This window comes from Paenibacillus cymbidii, from assembly GCF_004764705.1.
GTDB lineage: Bacteria > Bacillota > Bacilli > Paenibacillales > NBRC-103111 > Paenibacillus_AN > Paenibacillus_AN cymbidii.
Window position 1 is genome coordinate 45,603 of the sequence record NZ_SHLX01000045.1, and the last position, 12,639, is coordinate 58,241.

The 12,639-nt window shown below is 60.0% G+C and carries 9 protein-coding genes; 2 read left to right on the forward strand and 7 right to left on the reverse strand.

The window, feature by feature from the left end; translation table 11 throughout:
• Window positions 1-32: 32 nt before the first annotated feature.
• From EXY20_RS35635 to EXY20_RS35665, 7 genes are all read right to left on the reverse strand, one after another.
• Window positions 33-704 (reverse strand): bifunctional 2-keto-4-hydroxyglutarate aldolase/2-keto-3-deoxy-6-phosphogluconate aldolase, encoded by a 672-nt coding sequence (locus EXY20_RS35635; protein ID WP_135557194.1) that lies wholly within the window; start codon window positions 702-704, stop codon window positions 33-35.
• A 35-nt stretch (window positions 705-739) separates the two neighbouring features.
• Window positions 740-1,720 (reverse strand): sugar kinase, encoded by a 981-nt coding sequence (locus EXY20_RS35640; protein ID WP_135557195.1) that lies wholly within the window; start codon window positions 1,718-1,720, stop codon window positions 740-742.
• Between the two features lie 311 nt (window positions 1,721-2,031).
• On the reverse strand, window positions 2,032-4,338 hold the full coding sequence (locus EXY20_RS35645; RefSeq protein WP_135557196.1) for an OTU domain-containing protein: 2,307 nt from the start codon (window positions 4,336-4,338) through the stop codon (window positions 2,032-2,034).
• A gap of 103 nt (window positions 4,339-4,441) precedes the next feature.
• Window positions 4,442-4,927 carry an SRPBCC family protein gene (locus EXY20_RS35650; RefSeq protein ID WP_135557197.1) on the reverse strand — a complete coding sequence of 162 codons (486 nt, stop codon included), beginning with the start codon at window positions 4,925-4,927 and terminating at the stop codon, window positions 4,442-4,444.
• 111 nt (window positions 4,928-5,038) lie between these two features.
• Window positions 5,039-6,640 carry an extracellular solute-binding protein gene (locus EXY20_RS35655; protein WP_167859757.1) on the reverse strand — a complete coding sequence of 534 codons (1,602 nt, stop codon included), beginning with the start codon at window positions 6,638-6,640 and terminating at the stop codon, window positions 5,039-5,041.
• An 80-nt stretch (window positions 6,641-6,720) separates the two neighbouring features.
• Window positions 6,721-7,587: a carbohydrate ABC transporter permease gene (locus EXY20_RS35660; protein WP_135557199.1), complete on the reverse strand. Its 867-nt coding sequence runs from the start codon at window positions 7,585-7,587 to the stop codon at window positions 6,721-6,723.
• Between the two features lie 54 nt (window positions 7,588-7,641).
• Window positions 7,642-8,604: an ABC transporter permease gene (locus EXY20_RS35665; RefSeq protein WP_135557200.1), complete on the reverse strand. Its 963-nt coding sequence runs from the start codon at window positions 8,602-8,604 to the stop codon at window positions 7,642-7,644.
• A 237-nt stretch (window positions 8,605-8,841) separates the two neighbouring features.
• On the opposite strand from EXY20_RS35665, the gene EXY20_RS35670 reads away from it, so the two are divergent.
• Window positions 8,842-10,599 (forward strand): sensor histidine kinase, encoded by a 1,758-nt coding sequence (locus EXY20_RS35670; protein ID WP_135557201.1) that lies wholly within the window; start codon window positions 8,842-8,844, stop codon window positions 10,597-10,599.
• Window positions 10,596-12,239 carry a response regulator transcription factor gene (locus EXY20_RS40380; RefSeq protein ID WP_135557202.1) on the forward strand — a complete coding sequence of 548 codons (1,644 nt, stop codon included), beginning with the start codon at window positions 10,596-10,598 and terminating at the stop codon, window positions 12,237-12,239. The genes EXY20_RS35670 and EXY20_RS40380 overlap by 4 nt, the downstream gene beginning before the upstream one ends.
• Window positions 12,240-12,639 lie beyond the last annotated feature (400 nt).

Consider the following 12,639-nt stretch of genomic DNA (forward strand, 5'->3'; position numbering starts at 1 on the left):
GTTCGATCGGGAGCATGCGGCGCTTTGGCCGCTTACTTGCCGCTTTTCGCCGCGCGATACGCTTCCACGTACTGCTCCGCTTTGCGGGCGACGTGGCTGTAGTCGCCGGTTTTGACCGCTTCGCTCGTCAAGTCAGAACCGATGCCGACAGCCACGGCGCCGGCCTTGATCCATTCGCCGAGGTTCGCGAGCGACACGCCGCCGGTCGGCATGATGTTCGCTTGCGGCAGCGGGCCTTTGATCGCCTTGATCATTGCCGGGGAATACAAGTTGCCCGGGAACAGCTTCACGATGTCGACGCCCAGCTCCAACGCGGTCTGGATCTCCTGGATCGTCATGACGCCGGGCATGACCGGGATGCGATACCGGTTGCACAGCGTAACGGTAGCCGGATTAAGCGAAGGGCCGACGACGAATTCGGCGCCGCTCAGGATGGCGACGCGCGCCGTCTCCGGATCGAGCACCGTGCCGACGCCGATGATCGCGTACTTGTCCGAGTCGGTCGTCGCCGCGCTCGAATACTTCTTCGCCAGCTTCTCGATCGCCTGCAGCGCAAACGGCACCGTCATCGTCACTTCGATGACCTTGATGCCGCCGGCGATCGCCTGTTCCGCCATCTCGGCCACTTCGTCCGGCGTTTCGCCGCGCAGCACCGCAACGACGCCTTCCTTGCACACTTGCTGAACCAGTTGCAGTTTCTTCATATCGGGTGAATCCTCCTTCGTGGTTTGCGCGGGCCTTACCGTTCCACGTGCGTTTTGCCGCCCAGCTTCGCTTCCACCTGCTCCCACGTCGGCAGCCCTTCCCAGTCGCCTTCCATCTGGATGACCATCGAACCGATCAGATTGCCGAGCCGGACCGCTTCCTTGTAATCGTACTGTTTCAGCAAGCCGGTAATGAAGCCGGCGCAGAAGCCATCCCCCGCACCTACCGTATCGACGACCTGCTCGACTTTAAAATAAGGCACCGCGCTGACGCCGTCCTTCTCGACGATGTACGTTTCGTCTTCCCCGCCCTTGACGATGGACACGCCGGGCAGCTCTTGCAGCCGGGCCACAATCGCATCGAAATTCTCCGTCTCGTACAGCAGCTTCAGCTCGTCCAGTCCCGGCAGGAAATAATCGGCCTCTGCCGCAAGCTCCAGCAGCACCGGCCGCGCTTCTTCGATCGTCCACAGCTTGAGCCGCAGGTTCGGATCGAAGCACACTTTGACGCCGCGCCGCTTGGCGATGCGAACCGCTTCGCGCACCGTCTCGCGGCACTCCGCGCTCAGCGCGCACGTGATGCCGGTGACGTGCAAATAGCGGGCGCCGCCGATATAGTCCGCGTCCAGATGCTCCGGCCGCATCCGACTCGCCGCGGAAAACTTGCGGTAGTAGTACACCGACGACTTGCCCGACACCACTTCGCGCACGATCAGCCCCGTCGGCCCGTCGTCCGACAGCTGCGCGCGCGAGACGTCGACGCCTTCGCCGCGGATCCGCTTCATCATGTCGCGGCCGAGCGGGTCTTTGCCGAGCCGGCCGAACCAGCCGACGCTGCCGCCGAGCCGGGCGATTCCGATCGCCAGGTTGCTCTCCGCTCCGGCCAGCGACTTCTCGAACTGGCTGGAATATTCTATCCCTTTCGTCCCGACCGGCAGCATCAGCGCCATCGATTCGCCGAACGTGACGACGTCGGGCGTCTGTTCCCTTTGCACCGCTTGCGTATGTTGCGTCATGCCGAACCCCACATTCCTCTGCGACATTATGTTGCCTGGTTTCATTACCGGAAGCGAAGCGCTCACCTCTAGCGCCGGGCCTGCTTCGCTGATTTGCTTCGATCTACAACTATTATTATATGAAAAACTGCTGCCGGAGTCTATTCATGTCGAACGACCGCGGGTAGGCGAGAGCTCCTCACTTTCTCAATATAGGCCGTCGAAATAGCCAGCGATTTCGCTGGCTATTTCTGCTTTGACCGGCCAAAAAGGCGAAATAAGCCATTTTTCATTGCCTATTTTGACGGAAGAGGCTCGCGATGCTGCGATGCTTATTCCAGGTCGATCTCGCTTGGTCCCCCCACTTGCTTCATGTGCCCGGTTGTCACCGGATTGACGGTATAATGATTGCCGCTCAAGTACAAGGTGATGGGCGCCCCCGAGGTCTGGCCCAGCGGGTCAATGGTGGTAATTCCCGTATCCGTGACCACATTGATTTGCCGCTCGATGACGGAAGCCAGTATGATCGGCGCCAGGTCGCCCGGATCTCCTTGCCAAGCTCCCGGCGTGGACAGCGTATAAACGATGGCGTCCATATTGACCCCTGCGTTGTTCGCCAAATCGGGATGATGCGTAATGAAGTTAGTGGCCATCGTGCGGAAAGTGCCAATCGTCTCCATCGGATTGCCCAAAATAATATTCACCGCTTCATACAAACAGTCGCCGTTGGCCTTCGTTTCCTCCTGCAGTTCTCCGGACTGCGGCCCGCCGCCGCTCGCGTCGCGCACATCGTCGCTTTGGCCGTCATCGTCCTGCAGTTCGCTTTTCACCAGCCCGATGACAAATTCATTGTTCCCAAATATCGGTTCCAGCACCTCCAGATAAAGCTCCTTCAAATACCCGGTGTCGGAGTAGGAACGCACCAGGCCGCGCATATAGTGCTGCGCTTCGTTTTCTTGGCCGTTGCTGTGGAAATGGTCAAGCAGCTGGTAAATGAATTTGTCGTCGCCTATACGCGATTTGTGGCCGAGCAGGACATACACGGAGTCCGGAATTTCACCCAGTTCTTCCGCGGCATATCCCAGCAGCTCCAAACAATCTTCTGCCGTAAAATCGTCTTCCCTCATCATCCGCAAAAATTCTTCGTTGACTTTCTCCAAAACAAATTCCGCATCGTGGTCGCCGTCTTTGGCGAACTCCTGTTTCTTCCAGCCGAGCGTGCCCGACTCTTCGTCGCCCTCTTCCCGGTCCAAGCCAAACAGGCTGCGCCCGGCTTTGCGCAAATTGCGGTTTTCGGAAACGAGCGGCTTGTCCCGGCTCAGGCAATCGAACGTCCAATGGAACGTTTCGACCCCGCCTCCGTCATCATCATCGTCATAGATGGCAAAATCGTAAGTAATGCGCTCGCCGATATGGCGTTCCGGATCGAACAGCGTGGCGATGACGGACAACTTCGCGCGATACCCTTCGCGCTTCGACACCAGATCTTTCAGAAACTCCTCGACAACGATCATTTGCGTATTGCATTCGCTTGTCCCGGCGACCAGGTTCCCCGCCACCTGCGGCCCTTCCACGTCGATGCCTCCCATGCTGTGGGCGATAAGGTGCAGCCACTCCCAGCCTTCGCCTTCGCGCTTCTCGAATCCGCCGTTTTCCGCTGCGTCTCCGGCGCTCGCTCCCATGACTTGATCCTGGCTTTGTTCTCTTTTTTTGCCGGACCAGGACGACACGCCTTTTCCGTCGACCTTGCTGTTGTGCACGCTTTTGAACCCGAAGCCGAACTGCTTGTCCACACCGATCGGGGCGGTAAATTTTTTGAGCTCGGACAACGGTTTGGTTTTGCTTTTATCGTAGGTGGCATATTTCCGGTCCTTGCCGCTGCTGCTGTACGTAGCGCCAAGCTGGGATACGGAAGCCTGGGACAATACTTTTCCCTTCGTCGTCTTGATCAGCTTGGGGTAGCCGTTCTCCATCTCGTCCGATGCCGCGGCCCATCGCTCGAATGTGCTGTCGTCCTTCTCCAGCCGCTGCATGAGCTCTTCGATCCGTTCCTTCTGCATATTGTGGTTCGGATAAAAGCTGGTCGTCGCCGCGCCGCTGCCGAACCGGCCGAACGGGTTGTACGTATCGCTCGTCGATCGTTGGCCGCCATTGCCGTATTGGATCGTGTACATGTTGAGATCGAAGGCAGGATTCATGCCGCGCCGCGGACGTTCGTCCGGCCCGTAATAATCGTCGGGTTCCGGACCTTCCTTATACTGCGAAGACCAAATCGTCGGCGCCTCCGTTTTCGGCGTCCCGTCGTCTTTCCAGAAGTAGAATCGGTTGGAAGGGTTCGAATCGTTGTAAAACAGCCATTTCCCCTGGATGACCCCATCCGTGGAGGAAAGCGATTGGATCGGCGTATCGCGCTGCGGCGCAACGCGTTTGGAGGAACGGTTGGCGCCGGATTGCAGCAGCTGCCCGGTAGCCCGGTTGCCGATCGCCCGCTGGAGCTGCGTTGCCTTCGCGGCGCTAATGCCGTTCCTGCCCGGATACGGGGACCCGGCGGCAGCCGAAATCGCGCGGTTTCGCGAAGGAGCGCTGCCGGACTCTTGCGTGTTCGGCGATACGGAACGATGGGGCGATTGATCGTACATGTTTCCTCCCGCAGGAATCATTCGAAGATATACCCCAATTGTAGGCGGGAAAATGTTTCCAGTCAACGAGCCGTCGAACGAGCGATTATCCCGGCGGAAGCTTCTAACGGTTGTGCACGAACCTCGCCAAATTGGCCAGCGTGGACGACAAGCCGGCGTCGTGGTCCTCCTTGCCTATTCCTTCCGGCACGTTCTCGCAGACGATCGTCACCCGCGTGCCTTCCGGGCAAGCCTCGAGCCGCCACGTCATCACCATCTCTCCGGCGAACCGCGCATCGTCCGATTCGAACGTGACGGCCTGCACGATGCGTTCGTTCGGTACGAACTGCAGGAAGCGCCCTTCCACGACGTCCTCGTGCGCCGTCGTTTTGCCCGGCGTGTTATGATCCGGCGCAAGAAAGGTCAGCGTCATTCGGTAAGTGCCGCCGGGGCGGGCGTCGAACGCGTCGATACGTCCTTTCATGCCGTCCGGCGGCAGCCACAGGACGAGCGCCTCCGGATCGATGAACGCCCGGTAAACCGTTTCCGGCGAAGCCTGCATGACGCGGGAAGCGGTATCGGTTCGTTTGTTGCTTGCAGATTCGGTCATCGTCATCAGCCTCCTCTTTTTCCCCATTGTACCATGCCCGGCCAACAGAAAAGCCCCCGATCGACGGGGGCCTCTTTCTGCTTTTGGGAAAACTGCCGCTGCCGCGGCGGCTTACTTGATGACGCCCGCTTTTTTCAAATCGTTCATCATCGCTTCGCGCACCTGGTTGCCTTTGTACTTCTCGTCATGCGTCTTGACGTAGTCGTTCCAGCCGGCGTCGTCGGTCGACACGGTGCCGTAGATGAACTTGGCGAGCATTTCCTCGCGGTACTTCTTGATGTCGTTCATCAGGTCCGGACGTTCCTTGGCGCCAAGCGCGTAGACGGACGTCGTTTTGTTGACGCTGGCGATCATTTGTTTGATGACGTCCATTTCTTTCGGATCCTTGTACTTCAGCTTGAGCACGTCCGGGTCGTCGAACAACGTGGAAACGCCGCCGTTCAGCCCATAGACGGACAAATAATCGTTCTGCTTGCCCTCGATGATTTCCGCCACTTTGCCGTTCGCTTTCTTGTAGTTGACGCCTTCTTCGCCGAACAGCATCATTTCCTGGCCGACGCCGCCGTACGTCCAGCTGACGAGCTCGATGATGCGCTTCACCTTCTCCGGATCCTTGGCCGCCTTGACTGTAATGCCGATCGCGTTGGCGACGCCCGACTTCGGCGCCGGGGAAAACTTGCCTGCCGGACCCGTCATCGCCGGCACGTACACGAGGTCGGCGTTCGGGTTCAGCTTCTTCATGTTGGCGAGAATGGCGCGCGGGTAATCGCCGGTGTACATGAAGATGCCCGCCTGCCCCTGCTCGATCTTCTGCGTCTTGCGGTTGCCGTCGTTGGTAGCGATGTCCGGATCGAGCGCTCCGTCCTTCATCAGCTTGTTCATGTATTGCAAGTAAGCGCGCAGCTGCGGCGACGTAAAGCCGCCCTTCACTGCCGTATCGCCGTCGGCGATATATTCGTCCGGGCTCGTATTGCCGGTGAACGGCGCGATCAGGCCCCAGTAGTCCTGGCACGTCATGCAGCCGGAGGCGGTGAAGCCATACGTGTCCTTCTTGCCGTTCTTGTCGGGATCCTGCGTGGCGAAAGCGGTGGCGACTTTGGCGAAGTCCTCGACCGTCTCCGGCACCTTCAGGTTCAGCGCGTCCAGCCAGTCCTTGCGGATAAAGTAGCCGAGAATCGACGGCGACGGACGGACCGGCAGCGCGTAGTATTTGCCGTTGTCGTCGGTCATCGAGTTCAGCATCGCCTGGTTGACCCAGCCCATGTTCGACGGCAGGTTGTTCATGCCGAACAGGTCGTTAAGCGGCACGATGTAGCCTTGCGAGCTCGCCGTCCGGTAATCGGCCATGTTGAAGAAGTAGATGACGTCCGGCAGATCGTTTGCCGATACGCGCGTGCCGAGCTTGGCCCGCCAGTCGTCGGACTTGCCGTTCGTAATCGTATATTTCAAATCGATGTTAAGGTCTTTTTTGACCTGCTGCAAAATGACGTTTTTGTCCGCCGCCGGAAAATCGACGGTCGACGGGTACCAGCGATCGATTTCGATCGACATCGCGGTTTTCTCTTTCGCCGGCGTTGCGCTGGCGGATGCCGACGCGCTCGTCTGCGGCGACGCGGAAGCGGCGGTGTCGTTTTTGTTGCCGCTGTCCGAGCAGCCGGCGAACAGCCCGGCGGACAAACCGAAGGTGAGCAGCAAAGCTCCTGTTTTTTTCATGGACATTGTTCTCCCGCTTTTCAAATTTGGTTGGTGGTTGTGATGCGAACTTCACGGACCGGCTTGGCAAGCCTATCATCTCATCCTTTGATCGACCCGAGCAACACCCCCTTCGTAAAATGCTTTTGCAGAAACGGATACACGAGCAGGATCGGCACGATCGAAATGACGACGGCCGCCATTTTGACCGCTTCGCTTGGCACGTAATCCTCGATGTTGCCCATGATCTCCGTCGCGTCGGGCACCGACAGCATGCGCTGCAGCACCGGTTGAAGCGGGTGCTTCGCCACGTCGCGGACGTACAGCACCGCCTCGAAGAACGAGTTCCAATACCCGACGGCGTAGAACAGACCGATCGTCGCCAGCACCGGCCGCGACAGCGGCAGGATGATCTTCCGCAGCGTCTGCAGCTCCGATGCGCCGTCGATCAACGCCGCCTCCTCCAGCCCGTCGGGCAAGTTCTCGAAAAACCCTTTCATCACGAACATGTTGAACACCGACACCGTGCCGGACAGGATGAGCACCGCATACGTGTCGAGCAGGTGCAGCCATTTCATCAGCAAATATTGCGGAATGAGCCCGCCGCCGAAAAACATCGTAAACAGCAGCACCAGCAGGATCGTTTGACGGCCGGGCAACGATTTGCGGGCCAGACCGTAGGCCAGCATCGTCGTCAGTATGAGGCCAAGAGCGGTGGCGGTAGCGGTAATGAACACGGTGTTGAGAAACGCCCGCGGAATTTCCGATTCGGTTAGCAGCTGGCGATACGCCTCGAACGTGATTTTGCGCGGAAAAACGATGAAGCCGCCGTGCCGGATCACTTCCACGTAAGGCGTCAAGGAGACGGAAACGATGTACAGAAACGGAAACACCGCCAACAGCCCGCATCCGGTCAGAAACAAGTAATTGATGCCGTAGAACAGCCTCTCGCCCCTCGTGGGCTTCATGATCGTCACCTCGTAAGCGGTCGGTTCGGCGTCCTGCGCGGAGTGCGCGGAGCGTCACCAAATTTGCGAATCGAATTTTTTGGCGATGCGGTTGGTCGTAACCACCAGGATCAGGCCGACGACCGATTTGAACAGGCCGACGGCGGTCGCCAGACTCACTTTGTTCTGGACGATGCCGGCCCGGTACACCCAGGTGTCGATAATGTCGACCGAGTCGTACACGAGCGCATTGTACATGGCAAAAATTTGCGTAAACCCGGCGTCCAGCACGGTGCCGAGCCGCAGCGTCAGCATCAGGATGAACACGCTGCGGATGCCGGGCAGCGTGATGTGCCATAGCTGCTTCGCTTTGCCGGCGCCGTCCATAACCGCCGCTTCATATAACTGCGGGTCGATCGCGGCGATGGCGGCGAGGTAAATGATCGCGCCCCAGCCGAGGTCCTTCCAAATGTCCGACAGCACCAGAATCCAGCGGAACCAGTCGTTCGACGTCAGGAACGGAATCGGGTCGCCGCCGAAATCCTTGATCCAGTGATTGACGAGACCCGAGCTTGTGGACAGAAACGCCAGCACGATGCCGTAAATGATGATCCAGGACAGGAAATGCGGCATGTAGGTGAACGATTGCACGATACGCTTGAACCAGCTGCGGCGCACTTCGTTCAACAGAATGGCGATCGCCATGTCGGGCACCATGCCGAAGCCGATTTTCATCAGGCTGATCGTAATGGTGTTGCGCATCAGCTTCCAGAAGTCCGGGCCGTTGAAAAACTCGATGAACCATTTGAACCCGACCCATTCGCTGCCGCCGATGCCTTTGAAGCCGTTGTAGTTTTGAAAAGCGACAATAATGCCGTACATCGGTCCGTACTTGAACAGCAGTACGTAAAGCAGCCCCGGCGCGATCATCAAATAGCGGTAACGGTATTTGACGAGGCTCGCGAGCCATGCCGGACGTTTGCGCGATATGCTGCGCACCGCTTCGCCGGGGGGCGTGGATATCTCTCTTGCTTCCATCCGTTGTCTCCTTGGGTGTGAGATGCTTTCTGTACGTTAAGTGTATCGCCCGGCGGCACCCGAGAACTTTTCCGTTTTTGCGGCAAAGCTTCGCGATTTTGCGACGATTCGCGGCCGCTGCGGCGCCGTCCCCGTTGATCCAAAAAACGCGAAGCTTCGGCCAAAAATTTCGTATCTTCCGTTTCCCGGGGCAAGGTATAATAGATAAACTTCGCATAAGGGAGGAATGCAACCGCGATGAACCTCATGAAGCTGCTGCGGCGGCCGAACCTCGGCGTCAAAATATTCGCGCTTGCCTTCCTGTCGATCACCAGCATGATTCTGCTGCTCGGCTACGGCACGCAGCAGTATGTATACCGCCAGTTCACGAAGGAGCAGACCCGCTACGTCTCCCACCTGCTGGAGCGCACCGATCTGCTGCTCAGCCAGTTCATGAAAGACTTGCAAGCGAACATGCTCGCCTTGTCCGGCGACGAACGGCTGCTGTCGGACCGCGCGGATGAAACGGTCAAGCTGCTGGAAAACTACCGGTTGTTCTGGAATTACGACATCAAAAATTTGTACGTCATCACCCCGGACGGGCGCATGACGGGAACGTCGGCTTATTTATGGGAAGTGAAAGGCTACGACCATGTGAAATCGCTGCTTGAGCACGACCGCGGCATGCCGGCTTCGCCTTACTGGACCGAGCCGTACATGTCGCCCGTATCGGACTACACCATTTCGTATATTGTGCCGCTGACCGGCTCGAAGGGCGGCAGCGGCGGACGCGGCGTGCTTGTCGCCGATCTCGACATCCAGGGCATTCTCGCCGCTTACGGGGATTGGACGTATACGTCGCGGGAAGATTTGCTCATTCTGAGCGCCAAAGGATTGCCGCTGACGACGAACAGCCCGTACGTCGCCTATGACGTCTTCAGCAAAACGTACAATGTAGCCGGCTTGCAAGGCGAACTGATCGAACAGGCGAGCGTCACGCCGCGCAAGTTTCGCGACAATGCGGGAAACCCGCTATATGTGACGCGGCTCGCGAGCAACAAGTGGGGCTGGCAGGTGCTGGCCGTGCTGAAGGAGTCGGAGCTGTACAAGTCGGTTCGCTGGCTGCGCACCTATGCTTTGGCCATCGGGGCGCTCGGCGTTGTGCTGTCGCTCGTCGTCTCGTATTATCTCACCCGCTCGATCGTCCGCCCGCTGCGGCTGATGACCGGCCAGATGGACAAGCTGAGCGCGGGCGATTTTCAGACGACGGTCGAAAACCGCTACCGCGACGAGTTCGGCGTGCTCGTTCGCACCTTCAACAAGATGGTTGGCCGCATCAAGCAGCTGATGGACGACTTGGTCCGCTCGGAGAAGGCGAAGAAGCATTACGAGCTGAAGGTGCTGCAATCGCAGATCCAGCCGCATTTTCTGTACAATACGCTCAATTCGATCAGCTACTTGTCGCGGCGCGGGCAAACGGACGACGTCGACCGGATGGTGACGAGCCTGGTGGCGCTGCTGCAATTCCATCTGGACCAAATCGAGGAGCTGGTGCCGCTCGCGCAGGAAATCGAAGGGGTGCGGCACTATGCCTATCTGATGTCGGTGCGGTTTCCCGATACGTTCGTGCTGGAGCTCGATGTCGAGGAAGAGGCACTGGCGGCGCTTGTGCCCAAATTTTCGGTGCAGCCGCTGGTCGAAAATGCCGTGTTCCACGGCATCCTGCCAACGCAGCGGTTCGGCTCGATCGTCGTTACGAGCGAAGAGGCGGGCGACGCGTACTTGATCCGGATTGCGGACGACGGCGAAGGCATGAGCGCGGAGCGTGCGGCGGAGCTGCTCGCCGGCGACAGCGGCTCGGGCAAGCCGGGGTATTACCATATGGGCGTGCGCAGCGTGCACGACAGGCTGGCGCTTTACTTCGGGCCGGCGTACGGCTTGATGGTGGAAAGCGAGCCGGGTCGCGGCACCGCGGTGACGATGCGCATCCCGAAGCGGAAGGAGGCGGCGGAATGAGCGCGGACGGAAAGGCGGGAACGGCCGGGGACGGGGACGCGCTGAAGGTGATGCTGGTCGACGACGAGTATATGGTGCTCGATACGCTGGTGTCGACCGTACGCTGGCGCGTGCTCGGCATGGAGGTCGTGGCGACGGCGATCAACGGCCGGCACGCGCTGGAGAAATGCGCGCTGCACAAGCCCGACCTGATCGTCACCGACCTGACGATGCCGGTTATGGACGGGCTGGAGCTGATGGCGACGCTGCGCCGCGACTTTCCGGGCGTACGTTTCGCCGTATTGACCGCCCATCAGGAATTCGCATATGCCAAACGGGCCGTCGATATGAACGCGCTCGGCTACTTGCTCAAGACGCCGATGAACGCGGAGGAAATCGAAACGACGCTGCGCTCGTGCGGCGAGGCGATCCGCGCGGAACGACGGCTGCACAGCCGCGCCCGCTTCGCCGAGCAGATGATGGAGCAGATCAAGTGGGACATCCGCCGACGGCTGCTCGACGACTTGCTGAGGGGCACGCATGTCGACGGCATGGCGCTGGCCGAGCTGTTCCCGTGGCAGGGGCGCCCGGGCGGCGAGCGGCCGGCCGTTGTCGCCGTGTATGCGACGCTGCTGCAGCGCGGGCAGTTCTACGCCCGGTACCCCGAGGCGGATTGGCCCTTGCTCGACTACGCCATGCTGCAGGCGGCGGGCGAAATGCTGCAGGAGCTGACCGAAGGCGCCGTGCTGCCGTACCGCTCCGGCGAAACGATGCTTGTGCTCGCCGTGCCGGCGCATGCCGGCGAAGCGCAGCGGGCGTCGCTCGTGCAGCAACTGCACGGCCGGCTGGCGGCGTGGCTGCAGCGCTACTTCGGCGTGGCGCTCGCCTTCGGCGTCGGTTCGGCGCGTACGCCGGACATCGCCGCGCTTCGGGCGACGCTGCAGGAGGCGATCGCGGCGGCCGATGCCGCATTTTACGAGCCTGCGGCGGTGACGCCGTATATCGACGGGCTGACCAAGGTATGGGATCGCGCCGGTCCGCGCGATTGGGCCGTGCTGGAAGCGGAGCTGCGGGCGGCGTGGCGCTCGCCGGCGGTGGAGGAACGGCTTGGCGGGCTGCGCGCGCTGGCGGCGTTCGCGCGTTCATTTCGCCCGCGGCCGCGCGAGCTGCGGCGGCAGGCGGCGATGTGGCTGGAGGAGACGGCGGCGGTGCCGCTGGCGCGCGGCGATTGGGTGCCGCTCGAGGACAACTCGTCGCTCGAGCAGTGGCTCGCGGCGCTGGAGGCGCAGCTCGTGCGGCTGCCGCGCCCGCCCGCGGCGGCAGGTGCTGCCGGCGAGCGGCATCCCGACATCCGCAAGGCAATAGCGTTCATCCTGCAGCATCTCGGCGAGAACGTGACACTGTCGCGCGTAGCCGAGCACGTGCACATGAACCCGAGCTATCTCAGCCACCTGTTCAAGGAGGAGACGGGCGAAAACTTCCTCGACTTCGTGACGCTGCAGCGAATCGAACAGGCGAAGCGCTATTTGGCCGCCGGCAGCTGCAAAAATTACGAGCTCGCGGAGAAGATCGGCTTCGTCAGCTACCCGCACTTTTGCACCGTGTTCAAAAAAGTGACCGGCCTGACGCCAAACGAATACAAGCGCAGCTTATTGGAGTAGTGTCACGCGGAAGCGGGCTCTATGCAGCCTCGTGCGGCGTATGTAGCGCATGTTTCATGCGCTGCTGCTCCTGCCTCAGCCTCGTGCGGCACATGTAGCGCATGTTTCATGCGCTGCAGCGCCCGCCGGGGCCTCGTGCGGCGCATGTAGCGCATGTTTCATGCGCTACAGCTACCGCTCAGTCGCTGCAAGGCTGATTTCAGCCTTATTTCGTCCGCTGCTCGCCGAAACGCCGCTGCAAGGCTGATTTCAGCCTTATTTTGCCCGCTGCTCGCCGAAATGAATTTAGACTAGAAAGTAGACACACTGTAACAGCGACCTGATACAATACAAACAAACGAAAGGTCGAGGTGTGTCATGGGAAATATCCGCCAACATTTTGATGAGGAGTTCAAACGCC